The organism is Oceanispirochaeta sp. M1 (assembly GCF_003346715.1).
GTDB lineage: Bacteria > Spirochaetota > Spirochaetia > DSM-2461 > DSM-2461 > Oceanispirochaeta.
In genome coordinates, this window is sequence record NZ_QQPQ01000014.1 from 75305 (window position 1) to 92665 (window position 17361).

Consider the following 17361-nt stretch of genomic DNA (forward strand, 5'->3'; position numbering starts at 1 on the left):
TATTAGTCTTCTATATTGATTATCACATTGCCCTTTTTATGTCCAATCTCGACATAGCTGTGAGCCTCCGCCATCTGCTCAAGCGGATATTCTCTGTCAATTACAGTTCTTAATAAACCATCTTCAATAAGTTGCTTCAAAAACAGATAATCTTCTTTTTTGTCTGCAGCTTTTCTCAATCCTGTAGCCTCAAAGCGGGCTCTTCTTTTACTTTTTTTGGATGTAAAGATCATTGATATCAAAATATTCAGGTCGGGTACGGTGGTCAGGTAAATCCCGCCTTCTCTCAAGGCTTTTCTGCATATTGAAAAGCTGCTCTTACCCACAGCATCAAAGATGATGTCATAGGAATCTTTGTTATTACAGAAATCCTCTTTCCGGTAGTCGATTACATGATCTGCTCCAAGGGATTTGACCATCTCAGCATTGGATTCACTGCAGGTTCCAGTCACTTCTGCACCGTAATATTTCGCCAGCTGTACGGCATAGGTTCCCACAGAACCGGAGGCTCCGTTTATCAGAATCTTCTGACCCTCTCTTATTTCGGCGGCATCCCGTAGGAAGGGGAGAGCTGTGATGGCTCCGTCACATATGGCTGCAGCTTCGCCAAATGACATATTTTCCGGTATTGAAGCCAGCGCTTCCTGAGCACTCAAAACATTATACTGGGCATAGGCTCCCATAGAGAGGCCGGTGCTTCCGAAGATTTTATCACCCTTTTTGAATCCTGTAACATCCTTACCGATCTCTACAACTTCCCCAGCCATGGAATCTCCCAAAATCGGAGTTTTAGGCTTTAAGAAACCTGTAAATAGACGGATCATCCGGGGAATACCTGAACGGCTGGCACAGTCAGGAGGTGATGCCACGGTGGCATAGGTTCTTATAAGTATCTCTCCGTTGCCGGGTTTGGCGGTCTCAACATTTTTTAATTTGAGGACTTCAGGTCCTCCGTATTTTGTACATATAATGGCTTTCATAGTTTAATCTCCATAATTTGAATTGAATCCTTTAACAAGCAGAAATACCGCTAATGTAATCTCAAAAAAGGCTGCCGGCATATTAAAAGCAAAATACATCACGCTGGTAATTTTTACTAAATCCATGATAAATAAAAATGTTATTATCATTGTCAGGAAAGAACTGATAATTCCCCATATTGATAACCATTCAGGAATGATTTTTATCTTATAGAGTGAATGATAAAGTATCAGCCCACCAATACTCCAGGGCAAAATCAATCCGGCATGATTCAGCCAGTCTCTAACTAATCTGATCAATTCAGATGTAGTATGATAAAATGCTGCTTCCGTTTGACCCGCAGAAATAAAACTTTTACTGAAGAAGAGTAGTGATAAAAGAGTGACTATCCCTATATAAAGAAACCCTGCTCCAATTATTCTAAAACTGAAGTATCCAATGGCTGCATTTTCACTGTATTTTTTTACAATCGGGTAGAGCAATGCAGCAATAAATGTATATGAAACAGCCATAATGCTCTGAAAAAATACTGCTATTAATACCTGCACATTTTTCGATCCCAATGTGATAAGAAAGTCCGGCTTTTCTAATGCGGGTACTGAGCTAAGTATTCCGGCAATAAGACTGGTAATTATCAAGCAGCCAATTGCTATTGAAAGCTTCCTGCTGTTTTTCACTTTTTTTCCTCGTCGTAATAAAACAGCTCTTCCAGAGGTACTTCGAAAGCCCTGGCAATTCGGAATGCCAGCTCCAGAGAAGGGGAGTAATTTCCTTTCTCCAGGGCTACTATGGTCTGTCTTGTTATCCCAACCAGATCTGCCAGCTGCTGTTGTGTCATTTCATCATTGTTAAAGCGGAATTTCCTGATCAGATTTCCAACCTTGGATTTTGCCATATCAGACCCCCTTTCTGTAGAAGTACAGCTGGGAAATCTCATTGACTATACCGGCAAGCACTAAGGTTGTTATCAGGATGATAAACATTACATGAATTTCCATCCTCAGATACTGGGAACCAAGAGCCAGCATGAATCCGACCATAAATGTATGGTAAAAATTCCGGGTGGCTTTGAGCTCAATCAGCTTGTCCATCTCATCCACAATATCCTTAGGCTCTTCCTGAGTTGCAATTGCCTGGATTATGTTGACCATTATCATCATTAGAATATTGGCAGCAATATAGATAGGGATGGATAGGAGAATAATAGCGGCCCACATCCGTGTATCTCCAAGGCTTCCCAGTTCTCCTGCCTGGAACTTATTGTAAACAATTAAATAATAGATGGCTGAAACAGCTACATTGCTGATGAGTAAACCTAAACTTCTCTTTTCCTGAAAGGTCATAATTGTCCTCCATAGACTTTATAGTCATATATTTGTGACTATTTGTATGTTCTGATAACCATAATGTAAAGCATACTATACATTATGTCAAATTAATTATGCTTAAAATATGAATGTTTCAATTTTTTTAGGTCTTTGGTACTGTTTAAGGGGGTAATATTCATGAATAAAATTTTAATTAGTGCCTGCCTCCTTGGGTGGGAAGTCAGATATAACGGCAGTTCTCTTGCTCTCAGCTCTCAGATATTGGACAGATGGCTTTTGGAAGACCGCATTTTGCCCAGCTGTCCTGAGGTGGATGGCGGGATGGTTATTCCCCGAGCTCCCGCGGAGATCACAGAAGGAGAGGGTCTTGATGTTCTTGAGGGGCGCAGCTGTGTTGCAGATATTAATGGATTGGATGTTACAGAGTATTTTGTCAGAGGAGCCGAAACGGCTTTAAAACTCTGCCGGGAGCATAATATAAAAGTTGCGGTACTGGCTGACGGAAGCCCCTCCTGCGGCAGCAGTCTGATATACAACGGCCGCTTTGAGGCTGTTAAAAATGCCGGTGCAGGTGTTACAGCAGCTCTGCTCAGACAACACGGCATTCAGGTATTTACACAGCACTCTATAAAAGAAGCGGATTCAGCTCTTCATTCGATAGACTCATAGGCGGCTGCCAGCTGCTCGTATGCCGTCTGCAGTTCTAATTCCTATTGCTGAATTGGGACTGATGTTTTAAGCTGAATTCTATGAATCGTTTTACAAAAGTTCTCGTCATTCTCCTCTCCATCGGCTTTCCGGCGTTAAGCGCCGGAGAGGGATCTTCCGAATCCATCTCTGCAGACAGGCCCGTCAGCTCACAGCAGATAAAAAGTGATATGCCTGTGAAGGCGGTCACTCTGTACAGTGCCGGCCTGGCTCAGATTGTACAAGAGACTGAGGTTACGGGTAATGAGGTCCTCTTGTTCCCTGTTGAACACAAGGACGTTAATGATATTTTAAAGTCTCTCAGGGTGGAGGACCTGGACGGCGGAAGAGTGGACTCCGTTAATTTTGCCAGTGAGAATCCACTCAATGCTGTTCTATCGGATATGAGGGTCAATCCTTCGGGATCACCCGGTATCAGGCAGTTCCTTTCCGGCACCCAGGGCGAGCAGGTTACTGTAGCTAATTCTGAGGGTGATTACTCGGGCTATATTTTCTCTGTGGAAGATCAGCGGGATGCTGATGGTAATTCAAGGACAATCCTGAACCTGATGAATGCAGATGGTCTCAGGAGTATTGATATTTCAACTCTGGTAAATCTGAAATTCTCTGATGAAACCCTTCAGGAAGAACTCCTTGAAGCTCTGGGTGAGATAGCCCGCTCCAGGATAAAGTCCTCCCGTCTATTGAAAATATCATTAAAGGGAGAGGGTACAAGAACAGTCAGGCTCAGCTATATCCGTGCCGTTCCACTGTGGAAGACTAGTTATAGAATCGTTATTGATCAGGAAGGAACTCCCCGTCTTGAAGGATGGGCTCTTGTCCAGAATACAGGAAGCGAAGCCTGGGAGGATGTAAACCTCAGCTTTGTGGCCGGTCAACCCAACGCTTTTATTATGGACCTGGCATCGCCCCGCTATGTACACAGGGATACTGTTGATATCCCCACAGCCGGACCTCTGGGTGCTGTTGAGTATGACAGAGGTATTGCTCCCTCCCCCAATGCGGGATCTGCCTATAAGTCCATGGCAGCTCCTTCAGTCATGTACGAAGAATCAGAAATGATGATGGATGATTATTACGGCTACGAAGAGTCCTATGAACCTGCTCCTATGCAATCCAGGGCAACGGCTGTGAGAAGCGGAAATTACTACCGCTATACAGTGGACTCTCCTGTGACAGTTGAATCAAGATCTTCTGCCATGATCCCCATAATCAGCACGGAAAATGTGGGGACAACCCTGGGGATCTATGATCCCTCCTCGGGTGGACTGGTTTTCAAGTCGATCCGACTGGAAAATGATGGAGATGCCCACTGGGCGGCTGGTCCTGTCTCTGTATCAGAGGGTCGGTCCTATGCCGGGGATGCCCTTATTCCCGATATGATCCCCGGAAGTAAACGCTTTCTCAGCTATGCGGTTCATGGAAATCTGGAGGTTCAGAAATCTGTAGAGAGTCTGCCCCAGAGAATTATATCCCTCAAGATCAGCGACGGTCTGCTGGAGAGAGTTGATAAGATGGAGAGGGAGAGTCATTACACTGTCAGCGGAGAGGAGAAAGAGCTTATTCTGATCCATCCTAAAGAGAGCGGTTGGTCTTTAACCGAGAATCCTGAAATTGATGAAGAAACTCCCACTGCTTACCGCTTTACTCTGGAAAGCTGGGACGATCCCATACTCGTGAAGGAAGAGTATATTATCTCCAGAGACTACGGTCTTAGAAATCTTTCAATCAATGATTTTTCCTACTATCTGGAATGGGGTAATCTATCCAAACAGATGAAAGAGGCTTTTCAGAAGATGTCTTCATTAAAGAGGCAGTCTGAGCAGCTGAGGTCAGAATCCTCTTCTCTCACTGCTCAGATCAGCAGGCTGGAGAGAGATCAGAACCGAGTCCGTGAAAATATGAAAGTTCTGGATCAGGAGTCTGATCTGTTTGCCAAATATGCGGCACAGCTGGAAAAGCAGGAAGAAGATATACAGAATCTGAATTCACGGGTTGAGGAGAAACAGGCTGCCATTCTCAAGGCAGACAGAGAGCTGATAAATTATATAGCCTCAGTCGAACTGGACTAATCTCCAGTACTCGTCGGCCTGTTGTCTTTTTGTATCAGTTTCAGCAATCCAGGCCCGGCGTCCCCTTCGGCTGTAGAAGAAAAACAGCTCTCCTTCCTGAAGCAGCCAGATTTCAGGATTTCCGTACACCTTATGTCTATCTGATAGGCCGTTTGCACAATGTCCCCCGTAGAGGGGGGCATATTCTTCTGGATTCTCCTTAAACAGCTCCTTGTATTCACTGCTGCTGAAGTACCAGACAGCACCTTTCCATTCAATGCTGAACTTACTGACTCCCTTCACTGCCTTATTCTGCAGATGATAGGCAAGGGCATCATACCCATCTATGGCGATATTCTTCCGGTCAGTGTTTATCTCTCCCGCCATCAGTACGGATGGCAGAAAGAACAGTGAAAACAGCATTATATTTATTCTCATATATACTCCAAAACCTATAGTCTAAGGTATTCGGGATGCAAAAACCATTTCAACTGATATGGACAGACCAAGAAAAAATATTTCCTGTTTACAGGGATTAATCCAGACCCTATACTTGTCGAACCATGAACGAATTTATCAATGAATTTCAGCAATTATGGCAGTATCTGCACCTTCATCCTCTCTTCGCAGCCGGGATGATTCTTATTGCGGGTTACTACCTGGGCCGTCTTGCCGGCTTTATTAAACTTCCCGAGATCACGGGTTATATCTTTGCCGGTCTTATTATCGGGAAATCCTTTCTCCATATTGTTCCTCATGAAGTGGAAGAGAGCCTTGGAATCTTTACACATATAGCACTGGGACTTATTGCTCTCACAATCGGTGGAGAATTTTCATTATCAAAGCTGAAGCGTCTTGGTAAGGATGTTTCAATAATAACTCTGGTTCAGATTCTAGCCACTTTTACCATGGTTACCCTGGCACTTACATTTTTGAAGCTGCCCTTTCCTGTAGCCATGCTGGCCGGTGCCATTGCATCTGCCACGGCTCCTGCTGCAACAGTCCATATTGTGCAGAATCTTAAAGCCCACGGTAAATTTGTCGACATGCTCTACGGTGTGGTCGCCCTGGATGATGCGGGATGTGTGATTCTGTTTTCAGTGGTGTTTTCATTTGCCGGTTCCATGCTGGGTATCACAGGCGGGAATCATGGTGCCATGGCTGCCATAGCCCATATTTTGCTGGAGATCGGAATCGGTGCCCTGGGTGGTTATCTGATACATAGAGCCACCTGTAAAAGACACAATGATAATGAAACCCTCATTGTAACTTTGGGATTCTTTTTTACCATGACCGTGTTGGTAATGGGACTGGGAATGTCTCCTCTTCTCACAAATATGGCGGCAGGAACTGTTCTTATCAACCTGTCACCCCGTAATCATAGAATCTTTAATATCCTGATGCCCCTGACTCCTCCCTTATATGCCATGTTCTTTGTTCTGGCGGGGATGGAGCTGGATCCCACTCAGTTTCTGAACCCTGTGATTCTTCTGATGGGATCTGTCTATATTCTTTTCAGAGCCGTGGGGAAATACGGTGGAGTCTATGCAGGTTGTGCAATCGTCAAATCGGAACCCAGGATAAAAAAATATCTTGGATTTTGTATGCTGCCTCAGGCTGGTGTGGCCATCGGTTTGATGGATATTGTATCGGGAATGCATATGGGACCCGAAGTGGCTCCAGAAGTTGTAATTGCTATCACATCGCTCAACAGCATCATTCTGATGTCGGTTTTTGTTAATGAAATTTTCGGACCGCCCATTTCAAAGTTCGCTTTGATCCGCGGCAATAATATGGAGGTATAAGATGGACCTGCAAAGCATGTTTCACCCAGAAAGCTGTAAAGCAAATATCAGCGATGTACGTAAGCAGGATGTCCTGGAAACTCTGGCCGATCTGGCCATGAAGCATCCAGCAGCCTCAGGAGTTGACCGCACTATACTTTTGCAGAGGCTGAATGAAAGAGAAGAAAAAGGTTCTACTGGGATCGGAAGCCAGCTGGCAATACCCCATGCTCAGGTTCCCGGTCTGGAACAGTTTGTAATCTCTATGGCCACAAGCCAGAAAGGTATTGATTATGAATCCATTGATGGTAAGAAAGCCCGTCTCTTTTTTATGATCCTTGCTCCCGAAGGGGAGGCCGCCAGTCATCTAAAAGTTCTGGCTAATATCTCAAGAACCCTCTCTCTTCCCGGTGTGAGACCTGAAATTCTGGCTGCACCCACAGAGCTGGCACTGTATGAGGCATTTATCTCAAGGGCTAATCCCGAAGGGACCAGTACTCTGAAACAGAAAGAGGATATGAGTCTTCTGACTCTTATCCTTTTTGATAAAGAATTGATTTATGACATTCTGGAAATGTTCCTGCAGAAGGGTATTGAAGGTGCCAATATTGCAGATTCCTATGGTATGGGAGAGTACATTTCCAATGTACCCCTCTTCGCCGGTTTCCTTGGATTTATGAATGACAGAACCAACAGCAGTAAAACCCTGCAGGCTCTCATTCCCAAGTCCTCCATCGACAGCATTGTAGAGGGGATCGAATCCATCACCGGAGATCTGGATAAGAAGCAGGGAGCCGCCCTGTTTGTCACTCCTGTCCAGCTGTGGAAAGGCACCATGAAGATGATGTAAGTCTCCTATGCAGATACTATTTTCTCCTACCAAACAGATGAACTTTGAATCCCGCGGTCTGCCTGTCTCAGCAGATCTCCCGAACACAACTCCCCGCTTTTTTAATGAAGCCCGTATGCTCAACAACATATTGAAAGACTTCAGCAGCCAGGAACTGGGGACGCTGATGAAGATGAGTGAGCCTCTCTCTGATCAGACTTACATTGCAGTCAGAGATTTTGACGGACATTCCGGGAAGCCTGCACTGTTTACCTACTCGGGAACATCCTTTCTGGCACTTGATGCGGGAACCCTGGATAAGGAAAGTCTGGCTTTTGCCGGGAATCATCTCTGCATCCTTTCGGGCATGTACGGGCTGCTGTCTCCAATGGACCTGATCTCCCCCTATAGGCTGGAGATGAAAACTGCACTTTCCATAGGGGATGCAAAGAATCTTAGCGCATTCTGGAAGCCCCGTATTACTGAATCTCTTGCTGAGAATATGAAAAATCAGGGAGATGAAGTTGTTATCAACCTGGCTTCAGCTGAGTATTCAAAAACTATCAACCAAAAGAGCCTGAACTGCAGAATTATTAATTTCCATTTCAAGGATAAATCCGCATCGGGATACAGAACTGTAGGCATGTATGCAAAAACAGCCCGAGGCGAGATGCTGCGACGAATACTGAGTGAAAAGATACTTAATCCTGATGTTTTAAAGAATACTCCTACCTATAATTATGAATTCCGTAATGATCTGAGTGATGGTGGAAACTGGATTTTTACCAGAGACTGAAACCGTTAATCAAATATTCAAAAAAACAGTTAAATAGCTCTGGGTTTGTTTGATTTCAGGATTTGGAAAGTTGAGAAATTCCTTCTGTGGTAGTATGTTATAAAATAATATTGCACAAGAATAGGAATGATTATGAAGAAAGTATTATTCTTTACCCTTCTCATGTGTTTTCTATCAGTTTTCTTTGTTCAGGCTGAAAGTCCTTTTACTATTCTGACACAGCCAACGATGATGGTTCCATTAGGACCCGCCACTGATGGCGTACAGAACTTTTCTCTCGGTGGTGGAGTGCTGCTGGAGGGTGAATTTAATCTCAAGACTGATAATTTCCTTAAATATCTCCATTTTGGTCCTCAACTTGAGTATGGAGTTCTTCCCATTAATGCGGGAAGTACCATTTTCAGTATGTTCAATTTTGGGGCCAATGCGGGTGTGAAGATCAGTCCATTACCTCGGACCATACTAAGAGCCTGGGGAGGGGGCGGCGCCTCTTTAGGAATGTATCAGGATGAATCCGGTTTATTCCCCTATTATACCGCGGGAACAGATGTGAAATTCCGTTTATCTCCCACTGTAGATCTGGGAGTAGGTGCTCGTTATCTTCAGGGACAATCATCCATCGGGACAATTTATCAGGGAGTCGCCATCTCTTTGGGACTGGGATATAAATTTCAGAGCGGTTCCAGGGGTGCGGATCTCCATTTTACCCCGAATACCACTGAGATCTATCCCCTGTATTACACCTGGTATGATGAAAATCCACTGGGCGATGTTCTGCTGACAAACAATTCTTCAGAGAAGATCAGAAATATCAGAACCAGTTTTTATGTTCCCCAATATATGGATCAGCCAAAGTATTCAGATACAGTAATTCACACCATGGCCAAGGGAGACTCAGAAACTATTCCTCTCCAGGGGCTGTTTACAACGAGAATCTTTGAGATTAATGAAGGCTTGAAGGTCGCCGGAGAAATTACTGTGGAGTATGAATACTACGGTAAAACATATTCCGAGTCGGTTCCTCTGACTGTTTATATTAACAATAAGAATGCCATGACCTGGGATGATGACAGAAAGGCTGCCTGCTTTGTTACAGCCAATAATCCCCTTGTTTACAGTTATGCAAGAAGTGTCTCCGGTAAGGTGAGACGCGATGCTGTGGGTGCTCTGGATAAGAATTTCCAGATAGGAATGGGGCTCTTTGAGGCCATGACCCTTTATGGTCTAGGTTATGTCGTTGATCCCTCATCAGCCTACACCGAACTGTCAGCCAATGAGCTGGTTGTGGATTACATTCAGTTCCCTCAGCAGACTCTGATTTCCCAGGGTGGAGACTGTGACGACCTTTCGGTCCTGTATGCCTCCATGCTCGAAGCCTCCGGTATCCCTGCTGCATTTATAACAATTCCAGGGCATATCTACGTTGCCTATCAGCTGGGCCTCAGTGAACAGCAGGCAAAGAGAAAATTCCCAAGTGCAGATAACCTTCTGTATGTGGATGGAAAACCATGGCTGCCGGTTGAAGTAACCCTTGTTGATGACGGATTTCTTTATTCATGGCAGATTGGCGCCCGTCAGATCAGAGAGAATAATGGAGAGTATGGATTCTTCCCGGTAAGAGAAGCCTGGGAGTACTACCCTCCGGCCGAATATGAATCTGTAGGAATCGCCTATCTCCCGAATCCCAATGAAGTATTGGAGCAGCATGAAAAAGAACTGAACCGTTTCCTTAAGCTGGAAATAAACGGACAGGTCGCCTCTATCAACCGTCAGATTCAGGAAGATGGTAAATCACACATCCTCTACAACAAGATGGGTGTTACATACGCCCGTTATGGTTTCTATGACGATGCTTTGACCTGGTTTAATAAAGTAATACGGGAAAAGGATTTTTATCCCAGTCTGATGAATATGGGTAATATCTATTACCTGTTGGAAGATCCGGATCAGGCATCCCGTTATTACAGCAAGGCTCTTGCAGTTAAACCGGACAGTGAAAATGCACTTGTCGGTCTGGCCCGAGTCAGCTCAGAACTTGAAGATTATGATACTGCCAACGCCGCACTGGCCACATTGGCTGCTATTAATCCTGATTCAGCAAAAAATATCTCCCATCTGGGAACATCAGGTATCGGCCGGGCTTCATCTGCCCAGAACCGTGAAATTGATGAATGGAGCGAAGAATGAAAAAAATGATAATCCCATTAATTATTCTATTGCTTGCAGCCTCGTGTAAGGCACCCACCGCTCTGCTTGATAAGCTCGAAGACGATGTAAAAGCCGCCAATGATCTCTATCTTGAAATCGTGAGTATCTCTCCCGATGAGAATCAGCTTTTTACGAACCCCGGAGAAGAGGTGAGGATAGAGTTTGACAGAACCATTGATATGGAAAGTATTGCTGAGCTTGTAAAAATCCTTGATGCAGAGGGGGATGTCTTTGGTGCTGCCTCAGACAGAAAAACACTGGAATATGATTTTGATGAATCTTCAAATATTCTGACAATTGCCGCGAATCCATATCTTGATGGTCTGGAACAGTACACGGTTGAGATTATTGAGGGATTGAAAGGGACAGATGGCAGTCTGCTCAGAGAAAGTATGTCCTGGAGTTTTACGACCAATGATGATCCTCGTGGTTATGTTGAGATAGAAGATGAGTATTCTAGTGGAACGGTAACGGTGAACCTCTTTTCTGAGGGGGCTACTTTTTATGCGATCGCCACTTCCAGTGATGCTGTGAATGCGAGTACGGACTGGATTGCAATAACAAGTAATCCCATGGAAGTTATAGGTGTGCCTATCGAGGCTGTTAATGGAGAGACTTCACTGTATGTTAAATTCCGTGACGGAATGATCAATGAAGCCCGCTCAGCCAATGTTTCGAGGATTGAGAGTGCATCAACGATTCATGATAGCATAGGACCGGTTATTTCAATAAACTGGGATATCCTTTATGGAAATATTGCTAATGGTGGAAATCCTACAATCTCAGCGACAGTAACTGATTCTTCATCAGGTGTAGCTAGTATCAGTTGGTCTGAGTATGAAGGCAGCGATGTCTCGGATGAGCAATTGAATTTTACTAATGGGGATACACTCAGTGCTACAGTTACTACTCCTCTAACAGAGGGAGAAGAATATGAAATTATTCTTACTGCTATTGATAACGTAGGGAATGAGACTTCATCTAGCCCCAGAACCATTCATAGAGATACTGTTGCCCCGGCTACTCCAGTGCATACAGGTCCATCAATAACTGATGTTGCAGAAGAGAACCCTACTTCCGATACTCTACCCAATTATACATTCTCAACTAACTCAGATATTGTCACTTACCAATACAGCATTAATGGTTCCAGCACATGGCGAACTTACCCTGGTACGACAGTAATGAGTTATGGAAATGATCAGACTATTAGGTTTAGAGGTATTGATAGTGCAGGTAATGCATCCAGTGCAACAGTTCCAGATGCTGATGATACGTATTTTATTTACCCATCATCAATTTATCCTTCCAGTGGGTCTTATCTTACTGGAGATTTAACATGGGCATATTCATCAAAGGCATACACTTCAAGAAGCTATTTTAAGGCCTATATAGGTTTAACCAGTAGAAGTCAAATAGAAATATATCTTAATCCGGTATATGATAAATTTGGCAATCTTACAGGTGCAGATACAAGACTCCTTTCTTATATCGATAAATCTGAATTTCCAACTCTAACATTTGGAAGAACTTATTATTGGAGGTTTGAAGTATATGATTCTGGAGATGAAGTTATATTTTCAAGCCCTGTATATACATTTACGGGTTCTAAATTTTTTCTTTGAAATCAGGTGAATTATTAATATCACCTGATTTTATAATAATCAAAAACTACCGGCACTGGACGCAAATTCCACATCCAGATTTCCCATGGTAAATGTGCCTCTATATCTAAGCTCTGATGCTCCATGCACTGAACCGGAGAGGGTCCCTGTCAGGTTGACCCATGCATCACTCGCGCCGTCTATTTCTACAACAACATTGTTGGCTGTGAAGTCTCTCATATCTATTTCACTGGCACCATCACAGTTTACATCTGCATTACTGCTTCCATTTGCTGCGCTGAACTCAAGATTGCTTGCACCATTGCAGTCAAGGTTAACACCTCCGGTGATGGTCTGGGTACTGAAAATCAGATCACTGGCTCCATCAACAGATGCGCTGATTGCCGCAGTACTGGTATATGCCATATCTACTTCACTGGCACCATTCACTGACACTGTGATTGTTTCGGTGCTGCTGAATCCGGAAGCATCGGCTTCGGAGGCTCCGTTTGCACTCAGTCCATTTAGTACAGGCATTGTGATATAAGCTTCAAAAATTATATTGTTATAGGAGTTTCCGGACTTCAGAGCAATGGATACAGTACCGGCTGATTCTGTGACTTCCAGGTAGTCGGCGATATTATCATCGGTGGTGATTATTACAGAGAATGTGTCTCCCTGAACTACTGTCAGATCACAGGTCTCATTAATGGAAACGGCTGTGAAGCTGTTGAAATCGTAATTTGTATCAACTGCATCACCTGAACCTGTGATCAGGTTGAACATGGAACATCCGGCAAGGGTGCTCACTGTTATTGCTATTATTAAGAGTCTGTTTATCTTTTTCAAAATATTCCCCTATTTTAAGTGATATAACATACAACAATACTATACATTAAATTTGTTTCTTTTTTATTATTAAAAGAACATTTATTCAGTTATGCCTTTAAGGGTCTTCACGATTTCCCTATAATTTGTGTATCACTAAAAGTATATGAGGAAATTTATGACAATAAATTCGCAGACAATGAAACGGTTAATCTCTGAACAGCAGGACGAGTGCGATGCTCATGTCCTTTACAATAAAATTGCCAATCTTGTAAAAGATGAAAACAATGAAAAAACCCTTCGGCTTATGGCTAAAGATGAGCTGAAACATTACAGCCGCCTGAAAACGGTGACCGGGAAGGATCTCAAGCCAAGAGTATTCAGGGTTCTTCTGAATCTCTGGTTTATCCGTATTTTCGGGATCACCTTCGGTATAAAGCTTCTTGAAAAGAGTGAGAATCAGGCTGTTAAAGCCTATGGAGCAGAAGATAAATCTCTGGCCTTTATGGATGAGATTGTAGAAGATGAACAGCGCCATGAAAAAGAGCTTATGGACATGCTTGATGAAGAGCGTCTTAAATATATTGGTTCTATTGTTCTTGGTTTAAATGATGCTCTTGTTGAACTGACCGGCGCTTTAACTGGTTATACAATTGCCTTTCAGAATACTGATCTGATCGGAATTACAGGATTGATCACCGGAATCAGTGCTTCTTTTTCAATGGCGGCCAGTGAGTATCTTGCCACCCGTCATGAGGGTGGTGACAATGCCCTCAAATCTGCTTTTTACACAGGTGTGGCATATATCTTTACTGTCATTCTTCTGGTGGCGCCATTCTTTATCTTTTCCAATCACTTTGTCTGCCTGGGGGTGACTCTGGCTGTTGCTGTTCTTATTATTTTTGCATTTAACTTTTATATCTCTGTTGCCAAAGATTATGTGTTCAGTAAACGCTTTTTTGAGATGGCTGGAATTTCTTTGGGTATTGCAGGAATCTCATTCCTGATCGGTATTCTGGTAAAGAAGTTTATCGGAGTGGAGATCTAAATCTGCCGCCCCGGAAGGGGCGGTTTATTCTTATTCTAGATCCATCCCAATGGGACAAATATCAGCATCATTATCAGATTCAGAGCATATAGTGAGCCCAGAAATATTTTGTTGGTCTTTGGTTTTGCGTCATAGCAGAGAAAGGCTGCCAGAAAGAAGGGAATATAGATGAAGATCCAGACCGTGATCATGCCCCACCATGGGTAAACCCAGTGGAAGATCGGAGATGCCGCAAGGGGAACCTCAATGAGGGCAACCAGGAATGCATTAGCCACGGCAAATACTATCCTGTTATTTATACCCAGAATCTTCATATTCTTATCTTCAGGAAGTACTTTTGACAGAATCAGTCCGGCAACACAAAACATAAAACTGATTTCGATTCCCACACCCACGAGGATCAGAAAGCTTGTTCCCCCTGTAGCTGTCCACAGAGCATGGCCCCATATATGCTGGATAAGTGCATTCACTATTTCTACAAACCAGTGGACTCCATAAAGTGCCAGTCCTGCAGCTATCTGATTCCATTTTTTGTGCTCAATAGCAGTCATGTACACATAGAGCACGAAGGCCAGACAGACAACCATAATCCAGTTGAAATTATCCAGTTTGCGTAGATTCGCCAATGCCTGAGCTGTGACTTCCGGTTGATTCAGCATATATACCTCCAGGATATTGTTCCAAGATCACTATAGAACTGAATTCCCGAATCCGCTACATAAAAATATACATGTTCATGTTTTTATCTGCTGCAGGTCAGGGATTCTTGCTGCAGAGCTGATCGTAATAATCAATTTTGAAGCTGATCCGTTTTAATGAGTCCTGAAGTGTTGTGATTTCCTCAAGCAAAGATTCTTTCTGCTCAAGGAGGAGGTCTTTTCTCTCTTCTGCGGTGGAATCGCCCTGTTCCATCAGTTCTCTGTACTTGCGGATAGTAGAAAGGGGCATCCCTGTTGATCTCAGGCAGATCACAAAATCCAGCCAGTCCAGATCCTGTTTCTCATAACGTCTGTGCCCATTTTTCTGTCTTCTGATCTCTGCCAGGATGCCGTCTTTTTCATAGTATCTCAGTGTGTGGTCTGATAGTCCTGTCAGATCTTTCACTTCTTTCATGGAATATGCATTTGATTCTGTATTTGTCATTTGTCTATCTTAGGGATGGAAATATAAAAAAACAAGATTGTATATTGACTTAGAGCTGACTCGAGGTTCTAGAATGGTTAATAATGATACTCCTATGCACTGAGGCGGGAGATCAATGAGATCCTTCAAGGTCCATAGTATAATCATTTCCAGGAGATTCATATGAATAATTTCAGCTACTATATTCCCACCAGAGTTCATTTCGGTGCGGGATCAATCAATAAACTGGGAACTGACAGTCTTCCCGGTAAGAAAGCTCTTATCGTAATATCATCGGGAACGTCCATGCGGAAGTTCGGTTATCTGCAGAAGGTTGAAGAGCTTCTGAAACAGAACGGTGTCGAATCTGCTGTGTTTGACAAGATTCTCCCCAATCCCATTAAGTCTCATGTAATGGAAGGAGCTGCCATGGCTCGGGAAGAGGGCTGTGACTTTATCCTTGGACTGGGTGGTGGAAGCAGTATTGATGCCGCCAAGAGTATTGCCATGATGGTTAATAATCCCGGAGATTATTGGGACTATGTGAGTGATGGAAGCGGTAAGGGTCAGTCTTTTACAAAAGAGATTCTCCCTATTGTGGCTGTAACCACAACTGCAGGTACAGGTACAGAAGCAGACCCATGGACTGTTATTACTCATGAAGAACTGAAGGAAAAGGTCGGATTCGGTGTTGAGGCTACCTTTCCTGTTCTCTCCATTGTCGATCCTGAGATGATGCTCTCTATCCCCCCCCACCTTACAGCGTATCAGGGATTTGATGCCTTTTTTCACGCTACTGAAGGGTATATTGCCAATATTGTCACTCCCGTGAGTGATGCTTTTGCTCTGAAGAGTATAGAGCTTCTGTATAAGAGTCTCGCCAAAGCCGTCAAAAATGGTGATGATCTGGATGCCCGCACTGATGTGGCTCTGGCTAATACACTGTCTGGAATGGTTGAATCCACATCCTCCTGTACTTCAGAACACTCCATGGAACATGCCATGAGTGCCTTCTATCCTAAACTGGCTCATGGTGCAGGTCTGATCATGCTTTCGGAGTCCTATTTCACATATTTTAGTAAAATCTGTCCTGAAAGACTGATGGATATGGCAAAGGTTATGGGTGAGCCTGGAGATCGGTCGGAAGACTTCATCACTGCCCTGAAAAAGATGCAGAAAGCCTGTGGTGTGTCTGCCCTCAAGATGTCTGATTATGGTATTATGGAAGACGAAATCCCGGCCCTTGCTAAGAATGCTCATCACGCAATGGGCGGACTCTATGAGATGGACCGGAAAACCCTGGCAGTCGAAGATACAATCGAGATCATGAAGGCTGCCTATTCCTGAGGATATAAATGATTTCTGTCTCTGTATTTAAAGAACCCCTGGTGAAAGCCCTTGCAATCTCCCTGCTGCTGCATGGTGTATTGTTTGGGGTTCTGAATAATTACAATGTCAGAAAACCTGTGTCAGCAGCTCAGGAATTTAAATCTGTACAGATCGAATTCCGGAATGTCATAAGTCATCTGGTGGAGAGTGGCGGACCTTCGATTCAAGAGCTTCCTGTCGTTGAAGAGACTCCTGAGCCTGTTGCGGTTGAGCCGGTGGTGGTTGAGCCGGTGGTGGACGCCCCGTTGGTCTCTGAGTCTGAATCTCCAATAGTTGATGACGTTTCGCAGGTTGCTCCTCAGGTTGTTTCTCAGGTTGAGGAGGGGACTCCTGGTCTTGAGTCAGTTTTGACTGACTCAGAACGCAATGCCGCAAGTCCGATTTCTCCAGTCTCTCAACCGGGAGACGAATATTCTGATCTAGAAAGTATGTCCCTGAGTAATATCAGAATTCCAGCACCTGTTTATCCTGCAAGAGCAAAGCAGATGGGATGGGAAGGTGATGTTCAGATCCATTTTACTGTGAACAGTAAGGGCCGACCTGATGTTATAGAGATAAATCAGAGTTCGGGTTATGAGGTTCTGGATCAGGCTGTACTTGATACGGTGAAGAAACGCTGGCGGTTCAGCAAAGAAAATGCCGGTCTGAAACTTAAGAAGACTTTCTCATTCCGGCTCATTTAAAA

At 43.9% G+C, this 17361-nt stretch carries 18 protein-coding genes; 10 read left to right on the top strand and 8 right to left on the bottom strand.

Annotated features, from left to right (window positions below; translation table 11 throughout):
• Window positions 1-2: 2 nt before the first annotated feature.
• Genes DV872_RS11890 through DV872_RS11905 form a run of 4 tightly spaced genes read right to left on the bottom strand, consistent with a single transcriptional unit; the run spans window position 3 to window position 2324 of the window.
• Window positions 3-980, bottom strand: a complete 978-nt coding sequence (locus tag DV872_RS11890; RefSeq protein WP_114630154.1) for an NAD(P)-dependent alcohol dehydrogenase — start codon at window positions 978-980, stop codon at window positions 3-5.
• 3 nt (window positions 981-983) lie between these two features.
• Window positions 984-1658, bottom strand: a complete 675-nt coding sequence (locus DV872_RS11895) for a DUF4386 domain-containing protein (protein ID WP_158546937.1) — start codon at window positions 1656-1658, stop codon at window positions 984-986.
• Window positions 1655-1876 carry a helix-turn-helix transcriptional regulator gene (locus DV872_RS11900; protein ID WP_114630156.1) on the bottom strand — a complete coding sequence of 74 codons (222 nt, stop codon included), beginning with the start codon at window positions 1874-1876 and terminating at the stop codon, window positions 1655-1657. The genes DV872_RS11895 and DV872_RS11900 overlap by 4 nt, the downstream gene beginning before the upstream one ends.
• Before the next feature lies 1 nt (window position 1877).
• Window positions 1878-2324 (bottom strand): hypothetical protein, encoded by a 447-nt coding sequence (locus DV872_RS11905; protein WP_114630157.1) that lies wholly within the window; start codon window positions 2322-2324, stop codon window positions 1878-1880.
• 162 nt (window positions 2325-2486) lie between these two features.
• Between DV872_RS11905 and DV872_RS11910 the strand changes: the two genes are divergently transcribed.
• Both DV872_RS11910 and DV872_RS11915 read left to right on the top strand, forming a co-directional pair.
• Window positions 2487-2978, top strand: a complete 492-nt coding sequence (locus DV872_RS11910) for a DUF523 domain-containing protein (RefSeq protein ID WP_114630158.1) — start codon at window positions 2487-2489, stop codon at window positions 2976-2978.
• Between the two features lie 80 nt (window positions 2979-3058).
• Window positions 3059-5089, top strand: a complete 2031-nt coding sequence (locus tag DV872_RS11915; RefSeq protein ID WP_114630159.1) for a hypothetical protein — start codon at window positions 3059-3061, stop codon at window positions 5087-5089.
• On the opposite strand, the gene DV872_RS11920 is transcribed toward DV872_RS11915, so the two are convergent.
• A complete protein-coding gene (locus DV872_RS11920) occupies window positions 5072-5506 on the bottom strand; it encodes a YHS domain-containing (seleno)protein (protein WP_114630160.1) in 435 nt (144 codons plus the stop codon). The genes DV872_RS11915 and DV872_RS11920 overlap by 18 nt on opposite strands.
• A 125-nt stretch (window positions 5507-5631) precedes the next feature.
• Here DV872_RS11920 and DV872_RS11925 point away from each other — a divergent pair, with 125 nt between their 5' ends.
• The 5 genes from DV872_RS11925 to DV872_RS11945 all read left to right on the top strand — a co-directional run bounded on the left by DV872_RS11925 (window position 5632) and on the right by DV872_RS11945 (window position 12310).
• Complete coding sequence (locus tag DV872_RS11925; RefSeq protein ID WP_114630161.1) at window positions 5632-6873, top strand: cation:proton antiporter; 1242 nt, start codon at window positions 5632-5634, stop codon at window positions 6871-6873.
• Between the two features lies 1 nt (window position 6874).
• Window positions 6875-7702, top strand: a complete 828-nt coding sequence (locus tag DV872_RS11930) for a PTS sugar transporter subunit IIA (RefSeq protein ID WP_114630162.1) — start codon at window positions 6875-6877, stop codon at window positions 7700-7702.
• Between the two features lie 7 nt (window positions 7703-7709).
• A complete protein-coding gene (locus DV872_RS11935; protein ID WP_114630163.1) occupies window positions 7710-8477 on the top strand; it encodes a YaaA family protein in 768 nt (255 codons plus the stop codon).
• Between the two features lie 132 nt (window positions 8478-8609).
• Window positions 8610-10664, top strand: coding sequence for a tetratricopeptide repeat protein (locus tag DV872_RS11940; protein WP_158546938.1), 2055 nt, complete (start codon window positions 8610-8612; stop codon window positions 10662-10664).
• Window positions 10661-12310 carry an Ig-like domain-containing protein gene (locus tag DV872_RS11945; protein WP_158546939.1) on the top strand — a complete coding sequence of 550 codons (1650 nt, stop codon included), beginning with the start codon at window positions 10661-10663 and terminating at the stop codon, window positions 12308-12310. The genes DV872_RS11940 and DV872_RS11945 overlap by 4 nt, the downstream gene beginning before the upstream one ends.
• Window positions 12311-12349: 39 nt before the next feature.
• Here DV872_RS11945 and DV872_RS11950 read toward each other — a convergent pair whose 3' ends face one another.
• Complete coding sequence (locus DV872_RS11950; protein ID WP_114630166.1) at window positions 12350-13138, bottom strand: GIN domain-containing protein; 789 nt, start codon at window positions 13136-13138, stop codon at window positions 12350-12352.
• 178 nt (window positions 13139-13316) lie between these two features.
• Between DV872_RS11950 and DV872_RS11955 the strand changes: the two genes are divergently transcribed.
• Window positions 13317-14165 carry a VIT1/CCC1 transporter family protein gene (locus DV872_RS11955; protein WP_199563466.1) on the top strand — a complete coding sequence of 283 codons (849 nt, stop codon included), beginning with the start codon at window positions 13317-13319 and terminating at the stop codon, window positions 14163-14165.
• 35 nt (window positions 14166-14200) lie between these two features.
• Here DV872_RS11955 and DV872_RS11960 read toward each other — a convergent pair whose 3' ends face one another.
• Complete coding sequence (locus DV872_RS11960) at window positions 14201-14824, bottom strand: hypothetical protein (RefSeq protein WP_114630168.1); 624 nt, start codon at window positions 14822-14824, stop codon at window positions 14201-14203.
• Between the two features lie 97 nt (window positions 14825-14921).
• Window positions 14922-15308 (bottom strand): MerR family transcriptional regulator, encoded by a 387-nt coding sequence (locus DV872_RS11965; RefSeq protein ID WP_114630169.1) that lies wholly within the window; start codon window positions 15306-15308, stop codon window positions 14922-14924.
• Between the two features lie 162 nt (window positions 15309-15470).
• Here DV872_RS11965 and DV872_RS11970 point away from each other — a divergent pair, with 162 nt between their 5' ends.
• Window positions 15471-16634, top strand: a complete 1164-nt coding sequence (locus DV872_RS11970) for an iron-containing alcohol dehydrogenase (protein ID WP_114630170.1) — start codon at window positions 15471-15473, stop codon at window positions 16632-16634.
• A gap of 8 nt (window positions 16635-16642) precedes the next feature.
• Window positions 16643-17359: an energy transducer TonB gene (locus DV872_RS11975; RefSeq protein ID WP_114630171.1), complete on the top strand. Its 717-nt coding sequence runs from the start codon at window positions 16643-16645 to the stop codon at window positions 17357-17359.
• The last annotated feature ends 2 nt before the right edge of the window (window positions 17360-17361 follow it).

What these genes read in the sequence shown, in the direction of transcription:
- DV872_RS11960 (WP_114630168.1), bottom strand. Translation starts at nt 14,824, where the DNA reads ATGCTGAATCAACCGGAAGTCACAGCTCAGGCATTGGCGAATCTACGC.
- DV872_RS11930 (WP_114630162.1), top strand. Translation starts at nt 6,875, where the DNA reads ATGGACCTGCAAAGCATGTTTCACCCAGAAAGCTGTAAAGCAAATATC.
- DV872_RS11935 (WP_114630163.1), top strand. Translation starts at nt 7,710, where the DNA reads ATGCAGATACTATTTTCTCCTACCAAACAGATGAACTTTGAATCCCGC.
- DV872_RS11965 (WP_114630169.1), bottom strand. Translation starts at nt 15,308, where the DNA reads ATGACAAATACAGAATCAAATGCATATTCCATGAAAGAAGTGAAAGAT.
- DV872_RS11955 (WP_199563466.1), top strand. Translation starts at nt 13,317, where the DNA reads ATGAAACGGTTAATCTCTGAACAGCAGGACGAGTGCGATGCTCATGTC.
- DV872_RS11890 (WP_114630154.1), bottom strand. Translation starts at nt 980, where the DNA reads ATGAAAGCCATTATATGTACAAAATACGGAGGACCTGAAGTCCTCAAA.
- DV872_RS11940 (WP_158546938.1), top strand. Translation starts at nt 8,610, where the DNA reads ATGAAGAAAGTATTATTCTTTACCCTTCTCATGTGTTTTCTATCAGTT.
- DV872_RS11975 (WP_114630171.1), top strand. Translation starts at nt 16,643, where the DNA reads ATGATTTCTGTCTCTGTATTTAAAGAACCCCTGGTGAAAGCCCTTGCA.
- DV872_RS11910 (WP_114630158.1), top strand. Translation starts at nt 2,487, where the DNA reads ATGAATAAAATTTTAATTAGTGCCTGCCTCCTTGGGTGGGAAGTCAGA.
- DV872_RS11900 (WP_114630156.1), bottom strand. Translation starts at nt 1,876, where the DNA reads ATGGCAAAATCCAAGGTTGGAAATCTGATCAGGAAATTCCGCTTTAAC.
- DV872_RS11915 (WP_114630159.1), top strand. Translation starts at nt 3,059, where the DNA reads ATGAATCGTTTTACAAAAGTTCTCGTCATTCTCCTCTCCATCGGCTTT.
- DV872_RS11945 (WP_158546939.1), top strand. Translation starts at nt 10,661, where the DNA reads ATGAAAAAAATGATAATCCCATTAATTATTCTATTGCTTGCAGCCTCG.
- DV872_RS11920 (WP_114630160.1), bottom strand. Translation starts at nt 5,506, where the DNA reads ATGAGAATAAATATAATGCTGTTTTCACTGTTCTTTCTGCCATCCGTA.
- DV872_RS11970 (WP_114630170.1), top strand. Translation starts at nt 15,471, where the DNA reads ATGAATAATTTCAGCTACTATATTCCCACCAGAGTTCATTTCGGTGCG.
- DV872_RS11905 (WP_114630157.1), bottom strand. Translation starts at nt 2,324, where the DNA reads ATGACCTTTCAGGAAAAGAGAAGTTTAGGTTTACTCATCAGCAATGTA.
- DV872_RS11925 (WP_114630161.1), top strand. Translation starts at nt 5,632, where the DNA reads ATGAACGAATTTATCAATGAATTTCAGCAATTATGGCAGTATCTGCAC.